The 20,891-nt window shown below is 64.8% G+C and carries 19 protein-coding genes; 5 read left to right on the forward strand and 14 right to left on the reverse strand.

Features of this window, described 5'->3' with window-relative positions:
• Nucleotides 1-28: 28 nt before the first annotated feature.
• The 5 genes from OIK44_RS21685 to OIK44_RS21705 form a co-directional block, all read right to left on the reverse strand.
• Nucleotides 29-1,342 (reverse strand): M48 family metallopeptidase, encoded by a 1,314-nt coding sequence (locus tag OIK44_RS21685; RefSeq protein WP_273673860.1) that lies wholly within the window; start codon nt 1,340-1,342, stop codon nt 29-31.
• 111 nt (nt 1,343-1,453) lie between these two features.
• The gene (gene nudB, locus OIK44_RS21690; RefSeq protein ID WP_273673861.1) at nt 1,454-1,948 is read right to left on the reverse strand and encodes a dihydroneopterin triphosphate diphosphatase; all 495 of its coding nucleotides are present in this window, start codon (nt 1,946-1,948) and stop codon (nt 1,454-1,456) included.
• 73 nt (nt 1,949-2,021) lie between these two features.
• Complete coding sequence (gene aspS, locus OIK44_RS21695; protein WP_273673862.1) at nt 2,022-3,836, reverse strand: aspartate--tRNA ligase; 1,815 nt, start codon at nt 3,834-3,836, stop codon at nt 2,022-2,024.
• 62 nt (nt 3,837-3,898) lie between these two features.
• The gene (locus tag OIK44_RS21700) at nt 3,899-4,522 is read right to left on the reverse strand and encodes a DUF502 domain-containing protein (protein ID WP_273673864.1); all 624 of its coding nucleotides are present in this window, start codon (nt 4,520-4,522) and stop codon (nt 3,899-3,901) included.
• Nucleotides 4,523-4,579: 57 nt separating this feature from the next.
• Entirely contained in the window at nt 4,580-4,888 is a 309-nt protein-coding gene (locus OIK44_RS21705) for an FmdB family zinc ribbon protein (RefSeq protein ID WP_273673865.1), read from the reverse strand.
• Nucleotides 4,889-5,254: 366 nt separating this feature from the next.
• On the opposite strand from OIK44_RS21705, the gene OIK44_RS21710 reads away from it, so the two are divergent.
• On the forward strand, nt 5,255-5,860 hold the full coding sequence (locus tag OIK44_RS21710) for a PEP-CTERM sorting domain-containing protein (protein ID WP_273673866.1): 606 nt from the start codon (nt 5,255-5,257) through the stop codon (nt 5,858-5,860).
• Between the two features lie 44 nt (nt 5,861-5,904).
• On the opposite strand, the gene OIK44_RS21715 is transcribed toward OIK44_RS21710, so the two are convergent.
• From OIK44_RS21715 to OIK44_RS21755, 9 genes are all read right to left on the reverse strand, one after another.
• A complete protein-coding gene (locus OIK44_RS21715) occupies nt 5,905-6,513 on the reverse strand; it encodes a methyltransferase (RefSeq protein ID WP_273673867.1) in 609 nt (202 codons plus the stop codon).
• Between the two features lie 13 nt (nt 6,514-6,526).
• On the reverse strand, nt 6,527-8,095 hold the full coding sequence (gene ubiB, locus OIK44_RS21720; protein ID WP_273673868.1) for a ubiquinone biosynthesis regulatory protein kinase UbiB: 1,569 nt from the start codon (nt 8,093-8,095) through the stop codon (nt 6,527-6,529).
• A complete protein-coding gene (locus tag OIK44_RS21725) occupies nt 8,092-8,724 on the reverse strand; it encodes a ubiquinone biosynthesis accessory factor UbiJ (RefSeq protein ID WP_273673869.1) in 633 nt (210 codons plus the stop codon). Before OIK44_RS21725 ends, ubiB begins: the two co-directional genes overlap by 4 nt.
• A 107-nt stretch (nt 8,725-8,831) precedes the next feature.
• Entirely contained in the window at nt 8,832-9,791 is a 960-nt protein-coding gene (locus OIK44_RS21730) for a Tim44 domain-containing protein (RefSeq protein WP_273673870.1), read from the reverse strand.
• A gap of 8 nt (nt 9,792-9,799) precedes the next feature.
• Nucleotides 9,800-10,534: a bifunctional demethylmenaquinone methyltransferase/2-methoxy-6-polyprenyl-1,4-benzoquinol methylase UbiE gene (gene ubiE, locus OIK44_RS21735; protein WP_273673871.1), complete on the reverse strand. Its 735-nt coding sequence runs from the start codon at nt 10,532-10,534 to the stop codon at nt 9,800-9,802.
• 128 nt (nt 10,535-10,662) lie between these two features.
• Nucleotides 10,663-11,109, reverse strand: a complete 447-nt coding sequence (locus OIK44_RS21740) for a gamma-butyrobetaine hydroxylase family protein (protein WP_273673872.1) — start codon at nt 11,107-11,109, stop codon at nt 10,663-10,665.
• 30 nt (nt 11,110-11,139) lie between these two features.
• The gene (locus OIK44_RS21745) at nt 11,140-11,592 is read right to left on the reverse strand and encodes an HIT family protein (protein ID WP_273673873.1); all 453 of its coding nucleotides are present in this window, start codon (nt 11,590-11,592) and stop codon (nt 11,140-11,142) included.
• A complete protein-coding gene (locus OIK44_RS21750; protein WP_273673874.1) occupies nt 11,589-15,611 on the reverse strand; it encodes an FAD/FMN-binding oxidoreductase in 4,023 nt (1,340 codons plus the stop codon). The genes OIK44_RS21745 and OIK44_RS21750 overlap by 4 nt, the downstream gene beginning before the upstream one ends.
• Before the next feature lie 226 nt (nt 15,612-15,837).
• Nucleotides 15,838-16,329: a YqaA family protein gene (locus OIK44_RS21755; RefSeq protein ID WP_273673875.1), complete on the reverse strand. Its 492-nt coding sequence runs from the start codon at nt 16,327-16,329 to the stop codon at nt 15,838-15,840.
• A gap of 200 nt (nt 16,330-16,529) precedes the next feature.
• On the opposite strand from OIK44_RS21755, the gene ilvA reads away from it, so the two are divergent.
• From ilvA to hprK, 4 genes are all read left to right on the forward strand, one after another.
• On the forward strand, nt 16,530-18,065 hold the full coding sequence (ilvA, locus tag OIK44_RS21760; protein WP_273673876.1) for a threonine ammonia-lyase, biosynthetic: 1,536 nt from the start codon (nt 16,530-16,532) through the stop codon (nt 18,063-18,065).
• A gap of 32 nt (nt 18,066-18,097) precedes the next feature.
• Complete coding sequence (gene queF / locus OIK44_RS21765) at nt 18,098-18,931, forward strand: NADPH-dependent 7-cyano-7-deazaguanine reductase QueF (RefSeq protein ID WP_273674032.1); 834 nt, start codon at nt 18,098-18,100, stop codon at nt 18,929-18,931.
• A gap of 498 nt (nt 18,932-19,429) precedes the next feature.
• Nucleotides 19,430-19,912: a PTS sugar transporter subunit IIA gene (locus OIK44_RS21770; protein ID WP_273673877.1), complete on the forward strand. Its 483-nt coding sequence runs from the start codon at nt 19,430-19,432 to the stop codon at nt 19,910-19,912.
• 38 nt (nt 19,913-19,950) lie between these two features.
• Nucleotides 19,951-20,886 (forward strand): HPr(Ser) kinase/phosphatase, encoded by a 936-nt coding sequence (gene hprK, locus OIK44_RS21775; RefSeq protein WP_273673878.1) that lies wholly within the window; start codon nt 19,951-19,953, stop codon nt 20,884-20,886.
• Nucleotides 20,887-20,891 lie beyond the last annotated feature (5 nt).

A 20,891-nucleotide genomic window follows, 5' to 3' on the forward strand; every position in this document is an offset into this window, starting at 1 on the left:
GCGGCGCGGCCGCGCCACAGCCGCGGCCTCAGGCGTCGTCTGCAGCCGGCTCCGGCGCCGCGCGGCACTCCCGCGGCAAGGCCGCCTCCGGCACGGCGGGGCTGGCGCTGCAGATCCAGTTGAACTTGCCGTCCCCGGTGGCGGGGGTCTGCGGCACGGGGGTCAGGTACAGGAGCTGGCCCTGCAACGGCGCGACCATGGCGATGCTCAGGCGGCCGCTGTCCTGGTCAATGCTGATGTCCCGCACCATCTGCGGCGTCAGCGTGAAGCCGGCCTCGGCCACCGTTGCGGGCAGGCGCTTGTGGCGCACAAGGAAGAGCTCGACGTTGCTGGCCGCCGCCAGGCCGTTGGCGTAGGCATGCTCAACCACCCTGCCGCGCGCATGCCTCTCGGCCCGCCCGGCGTTCTTTTGGTATTGCTCGTAAGCGGGAATGGCCAGGCTGACAGCCGTGACACCCAGATACAGATACAGCAACAAGCCGCCGACAGCGCCGAAGCCGGTGCGCAGCACCAGCGCAGACAAGCCCCAGGCCAGCCAGTGGCGGCGGGGAAATTGCACGGCGTCGCCCCGCTGCACGCGGGCGATGCGCTTGCACAACCACGGGTAGTCACCGGTGAGTTCGTTGAGCGACATCCAGAAACCGCCGCTGCGTTCGCTCTGCCCCATATACGCGTCCAGGTTGACGGTTTTCCAGCGCTTGCTGCCGGCGGCCAACACCGCCAGGGCGCGCATCGCGCTGTCCGTGTCGTGGCAGCAGGCCAGGCCGTACTGATCGCAGCTGTATTCGCGCGCGCGCGCGTACGCCGCGCCCAACAGCGGCGTCAGCATCACGAAGCTGAGCCACCAGTGGCGCGCCAGATGTTTCTGCGCGATATGGCCCAGCTCGTGGCCTATGTAAAAATTCAAGGCATCTTCATCGTCGTGCAGGGCATCGACGATGTCGGACAACAGCACCACGTAGTAGCGGCGTAGGAACCGGGTGGCGAAGGCGTTCAGCACGCCGTTGCCGCTCATCAGATAAAACTCCGGCTGCAAGTCCAGCCCGACCGCCTGGCAGCACGCCTGCAAACGCGCATGCAATTGCGGCAGTTGCTGCGGGCCGATCTGCACGGCATTGCCCTGCAACTGCGCGATGAAATACGAGCGCCCCAGCAAGCCGAACAGGTATAACACGGGCAAGGCCAGCAAGACCGTGCCGACCGTCACCACCGTCAGCAGCAACCAGAACAGGGCGGCGAACACGGCCAGTATCTTGAAGAGGGACTGCTCCTTCGCGTAGGTGCGGATCTTGCCGGGAACCGAGAACGGCGGGTAGTCCCGCACAACAAAACCATCTTCCATCCAGCACCTCATCCTATCAAACGGGAAAGCGGATCGGTCGCGCTTGCTTTGCAAGCACTCAACATTGCCGATACGAAATAATCCCGGCAGTTTACAGGACGCGTGGTGCTTTCAAAAATCTTTTTTGGCAACTGGCGGCGCCGCGCATGGGCGCGCCTGCTTGAGCTGCTGCGGCAGTTGCAGCACGGCTTCCGCGTTGGACGAGGAAAAGCAGCGGTCGGCCGCCTCCAGATAGGGCAGCCAGACGTAGCGCAGATGCTCGCGCGGGCTGAGCGTGACGGCGATGTCGCGCGGCACCTCGACGCTGAAGACGTGCTCGGTGTTCTGCGTCACGCCGGGGGCGTAGCGGTGGCGCCAGACCGGATAAATATCGTAGACGTTCGACAACTGCCAGTCGCGCAGGCGGATCGCCGCGCCGTCGGCGACGATGCCGGTTTCCTCGCGCAGTTCGCGCGCCGCCGTGCCGAGCAGCGGCTCGTCGGGCGCGTCCAGCGAACCGGTGACGGATTGCCAGAAACCGGGACGGTCTGCGCGTTCGAGCAAGAGCACGTCCAGCCCGGCGGTATGGATGACGACCAACACGGATTCGGGGATTTTATGGCTCATAATAAAAGAAAAGGCGCAGTCACCCGCGCCTTTTTATCCATCCTACGGCCCGCCTCAGCGGGCCGCACGGCGATTAAACGACTTTCGGCTCGGCGCTGCGCAGGCGGATGTGCAGTTCGCGCAATTGCTTCTCATCCACTTCCGACGGCGCCTGGGTCAGCAGGCACTGGGCGCGCTGGGTTTTCGGGAAGGCGATCACGTCGCGGATCGAATCGGAACCGGTCATCATGGTCACGATACGGTCCAGGCCGAACGCCAGGCCGCCGTGCGGCGGCGCGCCGTACTGCAGCGCGTCGAGCAGGAAGCCGAACTTCAGCTGCGCTTCCTCGGCGTCGATCTTCAGCGCGCGGAACACCTTGCTCTGCACCTCTTCGCGGTGGATACGGATCGAACCGCCGCCCAGTTCCCAACCGTTCAAGACCATGTCGTAAGCCTTGGCGATGCAGGCGCCCGGATTGGTTTCCAGCATGTCTTCGTGGCCGTCTTTCGGCGCCGTGAACGGATGGTGGGTCGCGGTCCAGCGGTCCGACTCTTCATCGTAGTCGAACATCGGGAAGTCGACCACCCACAATGGCTTCCAGCTGTCGTCGAACAGGCCGGCCTTCTTGCCGAACTCGCTGTGGCCGATCTTCACGCGCAGCGCGCCGATGGCGTCGTTGACGACCTTCGCCTTGTCGGCGCCGAAGAAGATCAAGTCGCCATCCTGGGCATTGGTCAGCTCGACGATCTGCGCCAGCGCCGCGTCGTGCAGGTTCTTCACGATAGGCGATTGCAGGCCGTCGCGGCCCTTGGCCTTCTCGTTGACCTTGATGTAGGCGAGGCCCTTGGCGCCGTAGATGGCGACGAACTGGGTGTAGGCGTCGATTTCCGAGCGCGGCATGCCGGAACCCTCTTTGGCGCCGCCCGGCACCAACAGACCGACGACGCGGCCGTTTTCCATGTTCGCCGCGCCGGAGAAGACCTTGAAGTCGACGTCCTTCATGACGTGGGTCAGGTCGGTGAAGGCCAGCTTGACGCGCATGTCCGGCTTGTCCGAACCGTACAGGCCCATCGCCGTGGCGAAGTCCATCACCGGGAACGGGTTCGGCAGGTCGATGTCGAGCGTGTTCTTGAAGACGATGCGTATCATGTTCTCGAACAGGTCGCGGATCTCCTGCTCGGACAGGAAGGAGGTTTCGCAGTCGATCTGGGTGAACTCAGGCTGGCGGTCGGCGCGCAAATCCTCGTCGCGGAAGCATTTGGTGATCTGGTAGTAGCGGTCGAAGTTGGCGACCATCAGCAACTGCTTGAACAACTGCGGCGACTGCGGCAGCGCGAAGAAATTGCCGGCGTTCACACGCGACGGCACCAGATAGTCGCGCGCGCCTTCCGGGGTCGACTTGGTCAGCATCGGCGTTTCGATGTCGATGAAACCCAGCTCGTCCAGATACTTGCGCACTTCCATCGTCACCTTGTAGCGCAGGCGCAGATTGTTTTGCATTTGCGGACGGCGCAGGTCCAGCACGCGGTGCGTCAGGCGGGTCGTTTCCGACAGATTGTCGTCGTCCAGCTGGAACGGCGGCGTGACCGAGGCGTTCAGCACTTCCAGGTTCGAGCACACCACTTCGATCTTGCCCGACTTCAGGTTGTTGTTGACGGTGCCTTCGAGGCGGTGCTTGACGACGCCGGTGACGCGCAGGCAAAACTCATTGCGCACCACCTCGGCCACCTTGAACACTTCCGCCTGCTCCGGATTGCAGACGATCTGCACCAGACCCTCGCGGTCGCGCAAGTCGATGAAAATGACGCCGCCGTGGTCGCGCCGGCGATGCACCCAGCCGCACAGATTGACGGTTTGTCCGAGCAAGGCTTCAGTGGTGAGGCCGCAGTAGTGAGTACGCATTGACATAAATTTCTCAGTCCAGGTTAGTTATTCAGATGGCCGCGCTCTTCTTCGGAGACGCGTGCCGTTTATTCTTTGGCCGCCGTCGGCTCGGGTACGACGACGCCCATGGAAACGATGTACTTCAAGGCCACGTCGACGCTCATATCAAGCTCGACGACGTCGCTGCGCTTCATCATCAGGAAATACCCCGAAGTCGGATTCGGCGTCGTCGGCACATACACGCTGACATAGTCTCCCACCAAATGGTTCTTCACATCGCCGCCGGGCGCGCCGGTCAGGAAAGCGATGGTCCAGGAATTCTGGTGCGGATAAGGCACCAGCACCGCCTTGCGGAAAGCATTGCCGGACGAGGAAAACAGCGTGTCGGACACCTGCTTGACGCTCGAATACAGGGAATTGACGATGGGAATGCGCTGTAGCACATTTTCCCACACGCGCACGACATAATTGCCGACCAGATTATTCGTCAGCAAACCGGTGACGAAGACGATCAAGATCGTCAGCACCGTGCCCAGGCCGGGAATCGTCCCCAGCGCCGGCATCTTATGGCCGAACAACTCCTTCGGTTGCCAGCTGTCGGGCACCAGCAACAGCGACTGGTCCATCGTGCTGATCACCAAATTCAACACCCAGGCCGTGATTGCCAGCGGCACCAAAATCAGCAATCCGGTAATAAAATATTTACGCATTGATCTCTCAGTTCATGGTGGCAAATGGACGGCGCGCGCCGTCCCCGTGGCGCATCCTCAGTCGACCTTGGCCGGCGCGGGCGTGGCTGCGGCGGGTGCGGCCGGCACAGCTGTGGCGGGCGCGGCCTCCTTCGCCGGGGCCGCCTCGACCGGACCGGTCGGCACCACCGTGCTAGGCGGCGTGCCGCCGCGGAAATCCGTCGCATACCAGCCGGTGCCCTTCAACTGGAAGCCGGCGGCCGTCAACTGCTTCTTAAACGTCGGCTTGCCGCAGGACAGACACACCGTCAGCACAGGATCGGAAATCTTCTGCAAGACATCCTTGGCGAAACCACAATCGTCACAGCGGTAAGCGTAAATCGGCATTCATTACTCCGCAAAAATCATCAAAAACCCTGAATTATAAAGCTTTTTGCCTCCCCTCACGCATTTCCATCCCGCCAACAATGGGGTCAGGTCTAGACATGGCGGTTTACGTCCTTTCGGCCACGCCGGCGGCGGCGCCAAGCTGTTGCCTCGCCGCACAAACCGCCATGTCTAGACCTGACCCCATTGTTGCGCTCAGGCTAATGCACAAATAATTATAATTTAGACATATTTCTTGTCAATGCACACCTAGCCGTGATTAAATTGATGTTGGAAATGCAAGGAAGTCTGCCGGATCCGGCAAGTATGGGCGCCGTCCCTCGCCGCAGACATGCACATCAAGGAAATGACTAAATGGACACGAAAATGAAAAAAATCTTGCTCGCCGGTTTGTTTTGCGCCGCCACCGCCCCGTCTTTCGCGGCAACCACCTTTACCGAAGATTTTAGCAATTTGAACGCCTGGACCACGCCAACCTACGCCCATGTCATGGCCGATCCGTTTGGCGGCAGCGGCAATGTGCTGGGTTTCAGCAACGGCACCGGCGGCGGGGATATCTTCAGCACGGCCACGTTCAAGTCCGGCTATATCAATTTCGACTACCGCGGCGCAAGCTCGCTGGGCGTTAACGGCGGCGGCTTCGTCGGCATTAGCCAAGGCTTGCCTGGCGTCCATACCTGGCTGGCGGGCGGCGGGGCCTATCCTACGCCAACCACGCTGGTCAACGACGGCACCTGGCACCACTACAGCGTCGCCTTCGACGCGAGCTTGGTCAACGCCGCCTCGGTCCACTTGACGCTCGAACAGTACAATATTAGCGCTCCCGACCTGGCGCTGTTCCGCGCCATGTCTGTCTCGGACACGCCGCTGCCCGCAGTGCCGGAACCGGAAAACTATGCCATGCTGCTGGCCGGCCTGGGTATCCTCGGCTTCAGCCTGCGCCGCAAAACGAAGGCCAAGGCCGAGGCATAAAACATCGCCGCGATCTATCCGCAGCCCGCTTGACGCGGGCTTTTTTACGCCTGTCCGGCCTTGCGGCGCCAGACCATCCAGCGCTCCTTGCCCTCGAAAATGGCGATGGAGTCGCCGACGGCTGCGTCGACGATGCAGTCGAAGTGCGCCGCGAGCAGGCCGTCGAGCTGGGCGCGGGCGATGCCGAACGGCGGGCCGCGCAGGCCGTCGTCGAAGTAGAAGTAGCCGGCCAGCAGCGCGCCCGGCGCCAGCAGCGCGGCCCAGCGCGCCGCCACCTGCGGCCACAGCGCGCGCGGCAGCGCGCACAGGAAGGCCCGTTCGTAGATCAGTTGCAGCGGCTGGGGCGGTTCGTAGGCGAAGAAGTCGGCCTGCTGCACGCGCCCTTCCCAGGCGCCGACGGCGGCGCGCGCGGCCGCCACGGCCGCCGGCGCGAAGTCGATGGCGGTGGCATCCCAGCCGGCTTCGCACAGGTAGGCCAGTTCGTAGGCGGCGCCGCAGCCGGGGATCAGGCAGCGCAGCGGCGCGCCGGCGTCTTGCACGAAGCGGCGCAGCGCCTCCGGCACGCCGCCGCGGTCCCACGGCGTGAAGCCGCGCTCGAAGCGTTCGTCCCAGAACGCTGGCGTGAGCGGGTCGCGGGCCGCGAAGCTGGGCATGGCGGGGCGTCCCTTATGCCGCGTGCTGCCAGCGCAGCAGCAGTTGCAGGCCGAGCGCGCCGACGGCGAAGGCGCCGACGAAGTAGACGACGAAGCTGAGCAGGCGGTTGGTGTGGCGCTGTTCGGCGATCAGGGTTTTCAGCAGCTGGGTGTCGTTGTCGCGCGGCTCGCCCGCCACCGTCAGCGCGTGGTGCACCAGGCGCGGCAGCGCCGGCAGGATGTGGGCGTAGCGCGGCGCCTCCGCTTTCAGGCGCTCGAACAGGCCCTGCACGCCGACCTGCTCGGCCATCCAGTTTTCCAGGTAGGGCTTGGCGGTTTTCCACAGGTCGAGTTCGGGGTCGAGCTGGCGGCCCAGGCCCTCGATGTTGAGCAGGGTCTTTTGCAGCAGCACCAGTTGCGGCTGCACTTCGACGTTGAAGCGGCGCGAGGTCTGGAACAGGCGCAGCAAGATCTGGCCGAAGGAGATGTCTTTCAGCGGCCGGTCGAAGATCGGTTCGCAGCAGGCGCGCACGGCCGATTCCAGTTCGTCGACGCGCGTCTCTTTCGGCGCCCAGCCCGATTCGATGTGGGCTTCGGCCACGCGCTTGTAGTCGCGCCGGAAGAAGGCGAGGAAGTTTTGCGACAGGTAGTCTTTGTCGAAGTCGTTGAGCGTGCCCACGATGCCGAAGTCGAGGGCGATGTAGCGGCCGAAGGTGGCCGGCGCCACCGAGACGAGGATGTTCCCCGGGTGCATGTCGGCGTGGAAGAAGCCGTCGCGGAACACTTGGGTGAAGAAGATTTCGACGCCGTCGCTGGAGAGTTTTTTCAGGTCGACGCCGGCCGCGGCCAGCCGGTCGAGCTGGGAGACGGGGATGCCGACCATGCGCTCCATGACGATGACGCTGGGCGAGCAGTAGTCCCAGTGCATTTCCGGCACCAGCAGCAGGTTCGAGTTGGCGAAGTTGCGCCGCAACTGGCTGGCGTTGGCCGCCTCGCGCATCAGGTCGAGTTCGTCGTGCAGGTATTTGTCGAATTCGCCGACGACTTCCTTCGGTTTCAAACGCTTGCTGTCGGCCCAGATGCGGCCTATCCACTCGGCCGCGATGTGCATCAGCGCGACGTCTTCGTCGATGAGCTTTTTCATGCCCGGCCGCAGCACCTTGACGGCCACTTCCTTGCCGTCCTTGAGCGTGGCGAAATGCACCTGGGCGATCGAGGCCGACGCCACCGGCGTGCGCTCGAAGTTGGCGAACAGTTGCTCCGGGTGGGCGCCCAGCGATTTGACGATTTGCGCGATGGCCAGGTCGGAGTCGAACGGCGGCACCTGGTCTTGCAGGCGCGCCAGTTCGTCGGCCAGGTCGGCCGGCATCAGGTCGCGCCGGGTCGACAGCACCTGGCCGAACTTGACGAAGATCGGCCCCAGCTCCTCCAGGGCCATGCGCATGCGCTCGCCGCGCGGCGCGCTGATGTCGCGCCAGAAGATGACGGTGTCGATCAGTTTGGCGGTGCGCGGCACTTTCAAGCCGGAAATGGCGATTTCGTCGAGGCCGTATTTGATAATCACCCGCAGGATTTTCAGCAGGCGCAGGAATTTCAAGATCATGTGAGGTCCGGTGAGGATGGCGCGGAGCGCGCCAGTTTTTGCTCCATTTTGTCGAGGCGCTTGGCCATGCGCTCGACGTCGTCGCGCAGGCGCGTCACGTCGCCGGAGAATTCGGCGACGGCCAGCGGGCGCACCAGCAGCGGCTGCTCTTCCAGGAAGAACTCGGCGACGTTTTCCGCCAGTTTTTTCTGGCCGCCGCGGAGCGCCGCGACGACGGCCCGGGCGCCCGAGGCGAGGCGCTGGGCGGCCACCTGGCCCACCAGCTTTTCCAGGTCGTGCTCGGCTTCCCAGCGCAGCGTCTTGCTCAATTGCGAGATGGCGTTGGCGAATTCGGCGTCGCCGTCGATCTTCACGTAGGCGAAGGCGCGCTCGCGGTTTTGCAGGATCAGCGGCAGGTCGCTCGGCTTGACGCGTATCGTCACGTCGGCCGCCGCGTCGGCCGGCGCGACCTCGAACAGGCCGGCGCTGACGCGCAGGCGCAGCGCCAGCGCACCGGCGTCGATGCAGGCGACCTTGCCGCCGTGCAGAGCGAGTTGCTGCTGGGCCCAGGGCTCCTGCGCCAGCAGATGGTTGATCGTCGCGACGACGGGCGCGCTGAGTGCGGCGTTGCTTGGAATAGGTAGGGGCATTCGGTCTATGTATATCAAAAAAAAACCGCCCGGGGACATCGTGGGCGGTTGATCTTACCAGCTTGCCGGGCTTTCCCCCGGCAGCATCACGAATTTACTGCTTGTGTTCAGGAAAGCTGCTGGATGCCGGCCAGCATCCAGCCGCCATTGCCGGACAGCGGTTTCGACAGGTTCCACACCTCGGCGAACGGCTCCGGCGCGGCGTTCGGCGCCGAGCGTATCATGCCGGCGAACTTGACGCTGGCCAGGTAGTCGGCGGCGCCCGTTTCGATGCCCAGCAATTCGGCCTCGATGGTGACGACGTCGGTGAAGTCGGCCACGGCGCCGCGCTCCTGCAGTTGCAGCTTCATTTCGGCATACACTTCCGGCGTCGTGAACTCGCGGATGTCGTTGACGTCCGCCTTGTCCCAGGCCGCTTGCAGGCGGATGAAATTGCTTTTCGCGTGGCGCAGGAAGCCGGCAGTGTCGAAGTCGGCCGGCACGCCCCACGGCGCCGGCGCGGCGACCGGCTTGTACAGCATGCTGTCCGAGGCGGCCGGCGGCGCCGGCGCCACTGGTTCGAAGGCGCGCGGCTGCAGGTGCGAGCCGATGTCGAGCGCGTTGCCGGCGCCCTGGGGCTGCGGCGCGTTGCCGCCGAAGCCGCCGGCGAACGGCGTGCTGTTGTTGCCGGCGCGCTTGCCGCGCACCAGGCGGTAGATGAAGAAGGCGGCGCCGGCCAGCAGCGCGACCATCAGCAGCGAGCCGATCATGCTGGCCAGGGCGCCGCCCAGGCCGAAGTGCGACAGCAAGGCGCCCAGGCCCAGGCCCAGCAGGGCGCCGCCGAGGATGCCTTTCCAGCGGCTGGCCGGCTTCGGCGGAATGGCCGGCGTTGCGGCCGGCGCGGGCGCCGCCTGCGCCTGGCGCGGCGCGGCCGGAGCCGGGGCCGCGGCCGGCGCCTGGCGGGTGACGTTTTGCGACTGCCGGCCGATCGAACGGCCGCCGCCCATCGGCCGCGCCATCGCCTCGGCCAGCATCGACACGGTGAACGCGGCCAACATCAGGCCGACCAGCATTTTCTTCATCTTCATGACTGCTCCTACAGTTTGATGCCCGTGTGCAAAGCCGCGACGCCGGCCGTCAAATTGAAATATTGCACGCGCTCCAGGCCGGCGTCCTGCATCATGGTTTTCAGGGTTTCCTGGTCCGGATGCATGCGGATCGATTCGGCCAGATAGCGGTAGCTTTCCGCGTCGCCGGCGATCTTCTGGCCCAGCCACGGCAAGACCGAGAACGAATACACGTCATACGGCTTTTGCAGCGGCGCCGCCACTTTCGAGAATTCCAGCACCAGCAGCTTGCCGCCCGGTTTCAGCACGCGGCGCATTTCTGCCAGCGCCTGGTCCTTGTGCGTCATATTGCGCAGGCCGAAGGCCACGCTGACGCGGTCGAAATAATTGTCCGGGAACGGCAGTTTTTCCGCGTCGCACAGCAAGGTGGGGGTCAGCAGGCCGCGGTTCAAGAGCCGGTCGCGGCCGACGCGCAGCATCGACTCGTTGATGTCGGTCAGCCAGACCTCGCCGCTGGGGCCGGCCTGCCTGGCGAACACCTTGGCCAGGTCGCCGGTGCCGCCGGCGATGTCGAGCACCTTGAAACCGGGGCGCACGCCGGCGTTGGCGATGGTGAAGGTCTTCCACAGGCGATGCAAACCGGCCGACATCAAGTCGTTCATCACATCGTATTTGGCGGCGACGGAGTGGAACACCTTCGCCACCTCGTGCACTTTGTCGTCTTCCGAAACGGTTTTGTAGCCGAAATGAGTCGTATTGGTCATGGTAAGCAGCCTGATTGATCTGCACGCATTATACAAGCGGGGCGCGGATTAACGCTGGCCGCAGCTTGACCTGGGTGAAGCTTAGGCCGGATTCAACCTGTTCGGCTCGCCGCGCGCGGCTGATCCGCTCAGTGCTGGTGGCCGCAGCCATGGCCCTTGGCCGGCGCGGCAGGCAGCGCGGCGCCGGCGTCGCGCCCGCTGTCGCCGGCGAATCCGGCCGCGTGCAGGCGCTCCAGGTAGTTTTGCCACAGCGCGGCCTGCTGCGCGCCCAGCTTGTACAGGTAGTCCCAGGAATACAGGCCGGTGTTGTGGCCGTCCGAGAAGCTCGGCTGCACCGCATAGTTGCCGACCGGCTCCAGGCCCGTCAGCGCGACGTCGCGCTTGCCCAGTTGCAGCACTTCCTGGCCCTGGCCGTGGCCGCGCACTTCGGCCGACGGCGAATACACGCGCAGCAGTTCAAACGGCAGGGAAAAGCTGGCGCCGTCGTCGAAACTCACTTCGAGCACGCGCGACTTGCTGTGCACCGTCAATCCGGTTGCCTGCGGTGTCGGGGCCGATGTTCGGGAAACTGTCATGGTGCTGCCTTTTTGACGTGTCCGGGCCGCTCAGGCGGCCAGACGTTGAACGATGGCCGCGCGCAATTGCGGCAGCAGGGCGCGGCGCGCGGCCAGCGCCTCGGCCGGCGTCTGCCGCTGGGCGGCGGCCCAGGTTGGGTTGGGGAAATGGGCGTCGTCGCGGTAGCGCGGAATCACATGCCAGTGCACGTGCGGCGTCATGTTGCCGAAGCTGGCCACATTGATTTTTTCCGCCCGCATCACGTCGCGCTGGGCCAGTTCCACTTGCCACACGACGTCCATGATGTGGCTGCGCTCGGCCGCCGGCAGGTCCGTCATTTCCTTGACGTGGGCGTGCCAGACGACGCGGCAAAAGCCCGGGTAGGCCGGCTCGTCGACCAGCACCACGGCCAGGCGGGCGTCGCGCCACAACAGCGCGCCGCCCTGCCCCGCGTCGGCGTCGAAGCCGGCCAGCAGGGAACACAGCTCGCAGGCCGGCGTCACACCAGCACCCGCTCGATGCCGCCGTCGTTGGCGCGCTTGACGTAGTCGGGCATCCAGTTTTCGCCCAGCAAGTGCTTGGCCATTTCGACGACGATATAGTCGGCCGTCGTGCCGGAGTCGTCGTTGTAGCGCGACAGCCCCTGCAGGCAGGACGGGCAGCTGGTCAGGATCTTGACGTCGCCGTCGAAGCCGTCGGCGCGCAGCTTGTCTGCGCCCTTGAGCATTTCCTCTTCCTTGCGGAAGCGCACCTGGGTCGAGATGTCGGGCCGCGTCACGGCCAGCGAGCCGGACTCGCCGCAGCAGCGGTCGTTCTTCTCGATCTTGACGTTGTCGACCGTCGTGATCAGCGCGTTGACGGTCTTGCTCGACTCCTGCAACTTCATCGGGTTGTGGCAAGGCTCGTGGTACATATAGCGGGTGCCGTTGACGCCGGCCAGCTTGACGTCTTTTTCCAGCAGGTACTCATGGATGTCCATGATGCGGCAGCCGGGGAAAATCTTGTCGAACTCATAGGTCGCCAACTGGTCGTAGCAGGTGCCGCAGGACACCAGCACGGTCTTGATGTCGAGGTAGTTGAGCGTGTTGGCCATGCGGTGGAACAGCACGCGGTTGTCCGTCATCATCTTCTCGGCCTTGTCGAACTCGCCGGCGCCGCGCTGCGGATAACCGCAGCACAGATAGCCCGGCGGCAGCACCGTCTGCACGCCCACTTCCCACAGCATGGCCTGGGTCGCCAGCCCCACTTGCGAGAACAGCCTCTCCGAGCCGCAGCCGGGGAAGTAGAACACGGCTTCCGTGTCCGCCGTCGTCTTGTGCGGGTTGCGGATGATGGGGATGACCTTGTCGTCCTCGATGTCGAGCAGCGCCCGCGCCGATTTCTTCGGCAGGTTGCCCGGCATTTTCTTGTTGATGAAGTGGATCACCTGGGCCTTGACGGGCGGCTTGCCGGTCGACGGCGGCGGCGCCTTGGTCTGTTTTTTGGCGAATTTCTTCAGCAAGTCGTGGCCCAGGCGCTGCGCCTTGTAGCCCCAGCCTATCATCACTTTGCGGGTGGCGTTGATGGTCACCGGGTCGGTCGCGTTGAGGAAGAACATCGTCGCGGCCGTGCCGGGGTTGAAGCTTTTCTTGTCCATCTTGCGCAGCAGGTTGCGCATATTCATCGACACGTCGCCGAAGTCGATGTTGACCGGGCAAGGCGTGACGCATTTGTGGCAGACGGTGCAGTGGTCGGCCACGTCCTCGAACTCTTCCCAGTGCTTGATGGAGATGCCGCGCCGGGTCTGCTCCTCGTACAGGAAGGCTTCGATCAGCGACGAGGTCGCCAATATCTTGTCGCGCGGCGAGTACAGCAGGTTGGCGCGCGGCACGTGGGTCGAGCACACGGGTTTGCACTTGCCGCAGCGCAGGCAATCCTTGACGCTGGTGGCGATGGCGCCGATGTCGCTTTGCTGCATGATCAGCGATTCGTGGCCCATCAGGCCGAACGACGGCGTGTAGGCGTTGCGCAAGTCGGCGCCCATGCCCTCCAGGTTCAGCAGCTTGCCCTTGTTGAAGCGCCCTTCCGGGTCGATGCGCTGCTTGTAGCTGCGGAATTCGCCGATTTCCTCTTCCGTCAGGAATTCCAGCTTGGTGATGCCGATGCCGTGCTCGCCCGAGATGACGCCGTCCAGCGAACGGGCCAGCACCATGATGCGGGCCACCGCGTGGTGGGCGTCCTGCAGCATGGCATAGTTGTCCGAGTTGACCGGCAAGTTCGTGTGGACGTTGCCGTCGCCGGCGTGCATGTGCAGCGCGACGAAGACGCGCGAGCGCAGCACGCGGGCGTGGATCGCCGTCGCCTCGTCGAGGATGGACTTGAAGGCGGCGCCGTTGAAGATTTGCCGCAGTTGCGCGCGGATTTCCTGCTTCCACGTGATGCGCACGGTGCGGTCCTGCACAACGTCGAGCAGGCTGGCGCCCGGCTGCTGCGCCAGGCGCGCCTCGAACACGGGCGCCAGGCGCTCCAGCCCCAGCTCGGCCAGCCGCTCCTGGACGTCCGCCAGCGGCCGGTCCAGCTCGGCCAGCACATAGCTCCAGCGCGCCCGCACCTGCGCCAGCAGCGCCGCGGCCTGCTGCACGCGGTCGCCGAGCATTTCGGCGTCGTCGACGCGGTCGTCGGCGGCGTCGTCGCTCTTGCCGACCGGCAGGTTGCCGGCGGCGAAGAAGTCGGCCAGCGCGTCCGCCAGTTCCAGCTTGTTCTTGATCGACAGTTCGATGTTGATGCGCTCGATGCCATCCGTGTACTCGCCCATGCGGTTCAGCGGGATGACGACGTCCTCGTTGATCTTGAAGGCGTTGGTGTGCTTGGCGATGGCGGCCGTGCGGGCGCGGTCGAGCCAGAACTTCTTGCGCGCCTCGGGGCTGACGGCGACGAAGCCCTCGCCGACGCGGGTGTTGGCCAGGCGCACCACTTCCGAGGCGGCCACGGCCACCGCGTTCTCGTCGTCGCCGACGATGTCGCCGAACAGCGCCATCTTCGGCAGCACGCCGCGCTTCGACTTGGTGGCGTAGCCGACGGCGCGCAGGTAGCGCTCGTCCAGGTGTTCGAGGCCGGCCAGGCGTATCGTCGTGTAGCCTTCGCCGCGGGCCGGCAAGGCGTCCAGGTAATCCTTGATTTCGACAATGGACGGGATGGCGTCGCGGGCCTGGCCGAAGAATTCCAGGCAGACGGTGCGGGCGTGTTTCGGCATCTTGTGCAAGATCCAGCGCGCCGACGTGATCAAGCCGTCGCAACCCTCTTTCTGGATGCCCGGCAGGCCGGCGAGGAATTTGTCGGTGACGTCCTTGCCCAGGCCCTCCTTGCGGAATTTACGGCCGGGGATTTCCAGCAGCTCCGTCTTGAACGGCTGCGCCCTGGCGGCGTCGCGCGGCGTCGGGTGCGTCCATTCCAGCTTGAACTTGGCCACCGGCGCGTCGTGGATCTTGCCCAGGTTGTGCTCCAGCCGGGTCACGTCGAGCCAGTCGCCGTTCGGGTCGACCATGCGCCAGGACGCCAGGTTGTCCAGCGCCGTGCCCCACAGCACGGCTTTTTTGCCGCCGGCGTTCATCGCCACGTTGCCGCCGATGCAGGAAGCCTCGGCCGAGGTCGGGTCGACGGCGAACACGAAGCCGGCCTTTTCGGCCGCGTCCGAGACGCGCTTGGTGACCACCCCGGCGCCCGAGTGGACGGTCGCGTACTCGCGGTCCACGCCCGGCAGCATGGTCATTTCCACGGCGCCCAGCGTGATCAACTTTTCCGTGTTGATGACGGCCGACAGCGGCGTCAGCGGAATGGCGCCGCCCGTGTAGCCGGTGCCGCCGCCGCGCGGGATGATGGTCAGCCCCAGCTCGATGCAGCCCTTGACCAGGCCGGCCATCTCGTCTTCCGTGTCGGGCGTCAGCACGACGAAGGGGTATTCGACGCGCCAGTCGGTGGCGTCGGTGACGTGGGCCACGCGCGACATGCCGTCGAACTTGATGTTGTGTTTTTCCGTGTAGCGGCCCAGCACCTTGACGGTGCGCTTGCGCAAGTCGTAGGTCTGGCGGAACGCGTCGCCGAAGTCGGCCACGGCCTTGCCGGCCGCCTTCAGCAGCAGCTCGACGTTGGCGCTGCGCGCCTTGGCCGCGCCGGCGGCCGCGTCGGCGCCGACGGCGTCCACCGTCAGGCGGCGCTTGTCGACCTCGGCCAGGCGGTGGTGCAGCGCATTGATCAGCTCCTGGCGCCGCTTCGGATTGTCCAGCAGGTCGTCCTGCAGATAGGGGTTGCGGCGCACCACCCAGATGTCGCCCAGCACCTCGTACAGCATGCGCGCCGAGCGGCCCGTCTGGCGGGCGCCGCGCAACTCGTCGAGCAGGCTCCAGGCGTCCTCCCCCAGCAGGCGAATGACGATCTCGCGATCGGAAAACGACGTGTAGTTGTAGGGGATTTCGCGCAGCCGGGTGGCGGCGGGACCATGCGGCGTTTCGGCCTGGAGAGCGTGGAGGTGTGCGGGGGCGTTCATTGTGTGCGTGGACTTTGCGGACTGACCCTAAAGGAGCATTTTAGCGTATTGCGCCGCACCATGCCGTAACAGCCCTCGGCCAGTCAAGGACAATATGGTCATTTTGACACCATTGAATAGTTCGCAAATGACGCAATCCGCAAAATTAATGCTTCAAAAATAGCTCATTTACGACAAAACATGCCACGAAATGGTGTGTTCTGCAAACAAACCATGCCGGCGCGGCTCATCCGGCCAGGCGCGCAATGGCCCGCCAAACACCGTCGGGCACGTACAACAACAGCGTCGTCATCGTCAGATAGCGCGCCAGCTTGCCCAGCGCCATGTAGGCGACGCTGGGCCAGAACGGCAGCTTGAGCCAGCCGGCCAGCGTGCACAGCGGGTCGCCTATGCCGGGCAGCCAGGCCAGCAGCATGGTCTTGGCGCCGTAGCGGGCCAGCCAGCGGAACCAGCGCGTGTCGCGCTCCTTGGCGAAGGCTTGCTTGGCGCGGTAGCCCAGCCAGTAGTCGACGGCGCCGCCCAGGGTGTTGCCGACGGTGGCGACGCCGATCACCGGCCAGAACAGCGCGGCGTTGGCCTTGACGACGGCGAACACGGCCGGCTCCGAGCCCAGCGGCAGCAGGGTGGCCGAGATAAAGCTGATGATGAATACCGACGTCAGCCCCACTTCCGGCGCCGCCAACAGTTGCAGCAGCCAGGCGATTGTTGATTCGATCATCGAACTCTTTGAGGTTGGCGAAAGGTGTCCATTATAATGAAGCGCAGTACCCGCGCAGTACCACCGCCGCAGAGCGGCGCCAGGCCCACCGGCCCGTGGCCGCCCCGCGGCGCCGACTTCGGCTATCCGCCGCGACGAGCCTTGCAGCACCGAATACGTTCCAGACACTTCCTGGCCCAGAACCACTCTGTTTGCAGACTATGACTATCGACTATCTGAAGAAAATCCTGACCGCCCGCGTCTACGACGTCGCCGTGGAAACGCCGCTGGAATTCGCGCCGGCGCTGTCGCAGCGCCTCGACAACCGGGTGTATTTCAAGCGCGAGGACATGCAGGACGTGTTCAGCTTCAAGGTGCGCGGCGCCTACAACAAGATGGCCCACCTGAGCGAGGCGCAATTGCAGCGCGGCGTCATCTGCGCCTCGGCCGGCAACCACGCCCAGGGCGTGGCGCTGTCGGCGGCGCGGCTGGGCTGCCGCGCGCTGGTGGTGATGCCGACGACGACGCCGCCGGTGAAGATCGACGCCGTCAAGGCGCGCGGCGGCGCCAACGTCGAGGTGGTGCTGTTCGGCGAATCCTACACGGACGCCTACAACCACGCGCTGACGCTGGAAAAAGAGCAGAAGCTGACCTTCGTCCACCCCTTCGACGATCCGGACGTGATCGCCGGCCAGGGCACGATAGGCATGGAAATCCTGCGCCAGCACGCCGGCCCCATCCACGCCATCTTCGTCGCCATCGGCGGCGGCGGCCTGATCTCCGGCGTGGCCGCCTACGTCAAGCAGATCCGCCCCGACATCAAGATCATCGGCGTGCAGACGCTGGACTCGGACGCCATGGCGCGCAGCCTGAAGGCGGGCGAGCGGGTGACCCTGCCCGACGTCGGCCTGTTCTCCGACGGCACGGCCGTGCGCCTGGTCGGCGAGGAAACCTTCCGCCTGGCCCGGCAATACGTCGACGAGATCATCATCGTCGACACGGACGCCATCTGCGCCGCCATCAAGGACGTCTTCACGGACACGCGCAGCATACTCGAACCGGCCGGCGCGCTGGCCATCGCCGGCGCCAAGGCCTATGTCGAGCGCGCCAGCCTGGGCCGGCACCCGATCCGCCACGAGACGCTGGTGACGATCGCCTGCGGCGCCAATATGAATTTCGACCGCCTGCGCTTCGTCGCCGAGCGCGCCGAGCTGGGCGAGTCGCGCGAAGCCGTGTTCGCCGTCACGCTGCCGGAGCAGCGCGGCAGCTTCAAGCGTTTCTGCGCGCTGGTGGGCGCGCGCAACGTCACGGAATTCAATTACCGCATCAGCGACGAGGCCCAGGCCCACGTGTTTGTCGGCGTGCAAATCGCCAACCGCAACGAATCGGGCGCGCTGGCGCGCAAGTTCGAGGAACACGCCTTCCAGACGCTGGACCTGACCCACGACGAGTTGGCCAAGTCGCACATCCGCCACCTGGTCGGCGGCAAGAGCCGGCTGGCCCAGGACGAGTTGCTGTACCGCTTCGAGTTCCCCGAGCGGCCGGGGGCGCTGATGCGCTTCCTCGACAGCATGGCGCCGAACTGGAACATTTCGCTGTGCCACTACCGCAGCCAGGGCGGCGACGTCGGCCGCATCCTGATCGGCCTGCAGGTGCCGCCCGACGAGATGGACGCGTTCGGGAAATTCCTCACCACCCTCGGTTACCGTTACTGGGACGAGAGCAGCAATCCCGTCTACAAGCTGTTCCTGGGCTAAGCCCGGTTTAGCCACTTTTACCTGCCATTATGATGAACAACACCGCCGACCTTTCGCCACTGGGCAAAACCGCCGCCTACCGCAGCGACTACGCCCCCGAACTGCTGTTTCCCATTCCCCGCCAGGGCAAGCGCGACGAGCTGCAATTGCACGGCACCCTGCCCTTTTTCGGCGTCGACATCTGGAACGCCTACGAACTGTCGTGGCTCAATCTGCGCGGCAAGCCGCAGGTGGCGATCGCCCGCATCACGGCGCCGGCCGACTCGCCCAACATCGTCGAGTCGAAATCGTTCAAGCTCTACCTGAACTCCTACAACCAGACCCGGCTGGCCAGCGCGGACGCCCTGCAAGCGCTGCTGCAACAGGACCTGTCGGCGGGCTTCGGCGCCCCCGTGCAGGTGGCGCTGACCTTGCAGGACGATTTCGCCAGCCTGCAGATGGGCGAGTTGGACGGTTTGCTGCTGGACCGCCTCGACGTCGAGATCAGCCAGTACACGCCCTCGCCGCTGCTGTTGAAGGCGGCGCTGGACGAGGCCCCCGTCGAGGAAAAGCTGGTGTCGCACCTGCTCAAGTCGAATTGCCTGGTGACGGGCCAGCCGGACTGGGGCAGCGTGCAAATCCATTACGCGGGGCCGCAGATCGACCAGGAAAGCCTGCTGAAATACCTGATCGGCTTCCGCGAGCACAACGAGTTCCACGAGCAATGCGTCGAGCGCATCTTCGTCGACATCCTGCGCCAGTGCGCGCCGCAAAAACTGGCCGTGTACGCCCGCTACACCCGCCGTGGCGGACTCGACATCAACCCCTGGCGCAGCAACTTCAGCACGGGCCAGCGCCCGCCCAACCTGCGCAACGCCCGCCAGTAGGACCCGGGGCGCGGCGGTCCGAAGGCCACTGTTGAGGCAGCGCAAACGCGCGCGCGGACGCCGTGTTCGCGCCTTGACAGCCTCGCGCGATACCGCCAAGCTTGTTCCCAGCTGCCGCCGTTCGGCACCGCCGTTCGGCGCCGCTCCCGCCGGCGCCCGCCCCAGGCGGCCCTTTCCTGATATCCTGAACGCCCTTTTCCCCACCGCCAACGCGACAAAATGAGACTGCACGCGTTTTCATTTACAATACAACAAGTGGCGGCAAATTCGCCGGATATCGCCACGGCGCTGAAAAATCGGTAAAAAGCCTTTGCATGATGGGAAAATCCGGCCGGCGCGACTATTTGATGCCTAAAGTAGCGCCCGCTGCGGCAAGCGGATTGGCGGCGTTTCAAGCGGCCTCAGCCGAAAGAGATTTCATGTTACACGCGGTAAAAACAAGCCTATAATTCTGCTCGCAAGCCCCCTTTTGTGCATCGCACCATTTCACTTCGTGTTATGACTAACCTCAGCAAAATATTATCACTCGAAAACGTCCTGCTTGATTTAGAAGTATCCAGCAAGAAACGCGCCTTTGAACAAGCCGGCCTGATTTTCGAGAACAATTGCGGCATCGCCCGCTCCACCGTGTCCGACAACCTGTTCGCCCGCGAACGCCTCGGGTCGACCGGGCTGGGGCATGGCGTGGCCGTGCCGCACGGCCGCATCAAGGGCGCGAAGACGCTGAAGTCGCCGCTGGCCGCCTTCGTGCGCCTGGCCGAGCCCATCCCCTTCGAGTCGCCGGACGGCAAGCCCGTGAACCTGCTGTTTTTCCTGCTGATTCCCGACCATGTGACCCAGCAACACCTGGAAATCCTGTCGGAAATCGCCGAAATGTTTTCCGACGACGCCTTCCGCACGGCGCTGGCGACGGACGCCGACCCCAAATCGGTGCACTCGCGCATCATCAATTGGCAACCCAGCTTGCAAACGGCGGGTTAAACTGCGGGTCACTATCATTTTTTGAGTGAGCACCGCCCATGCTGCAAACACCGCTGACGATACAACGCCTGTACGACGACAATCGTGAAAGCTTGCAACTGGGCTGGTTCGCCGGCTTCCCCGGCGGCGAACGCCTCATTTCCGGCGACGTCGCCTCGGCCGCCGACCAGGTCGGCCACCTGAACCTGATCCACCCGGGCCGCATCCAGGTCTTCGGCCACCAGGAAATCAATTACTACCAGCGCTTGAAGACGGGTTCGCGCAGCCACGTCATCGGCGAGCTGATCGCCGGCGGCCCGCCCGCCCTGATCATCGCCCAGGGGCTGGAAACGCCGCCCGACATCCTCGCCATCTGCGACGAAAAAAACATCCCGCTGTTTTCCACGCCGCTGCCGGCGGCCCAGGTGATCGACTTCCTGCGCGTCTACCTGTCGAAAAAACTGGCCCAGCGCATCATCATGCATGGCGTGTTCATGGACGTGCTGGGCGTGGGCGTGCTGATCACCGGCGACTCCGGCCTCGGCAAGAGCGAGCTGGGGCTGGAGCTGATTTCGCGCAGCCACGGCCTGGTGGCCGACGACGCCGTCGAATTCTCGCGCATCGCGCCGAACATGATCGAGGGCCGCTGCCCGCCGCTGCTGCAAAACCTGCTGGAAGTGCGCGGCCTCGGCTTGCTCGACATCAAGGCGATCTTCGGCGAGACGGCCGTGCGCCGCAAGATGCGCCTGAAGCTGATCGTCCACCTGGTGCGCCGCAGCGCGCTGGAGGAAGAGGTCGAGCGCCTGCCCTTCCTCTTCCCCACCGAGGACGTGCTGGGCCTGCCGGTGCGCAAGGTCGTCATTCCCGTCGCGGCCGGACGCAACATCGCCGTGCTGCTGGAGGCGGCCGTGCGCAACACCATCCTGCAACTGCGCGGCATCGACACGCTGCAGGAATTCATGGAGCGCCAGCGCCAGGCGATGAGCGGCGACTAAGACCC

This window comes from Janthinobacterium fluminis (assembly GCF_028595325.1).
In the GTDB taxonomy this organism is placed as follows: Bacteria; Pseudomonadota; Gammaproteobacteria; order Burkholderiales; family Burkholderiaceae_D; genus Janthinobacterium; species Janthinobacterium fluminis.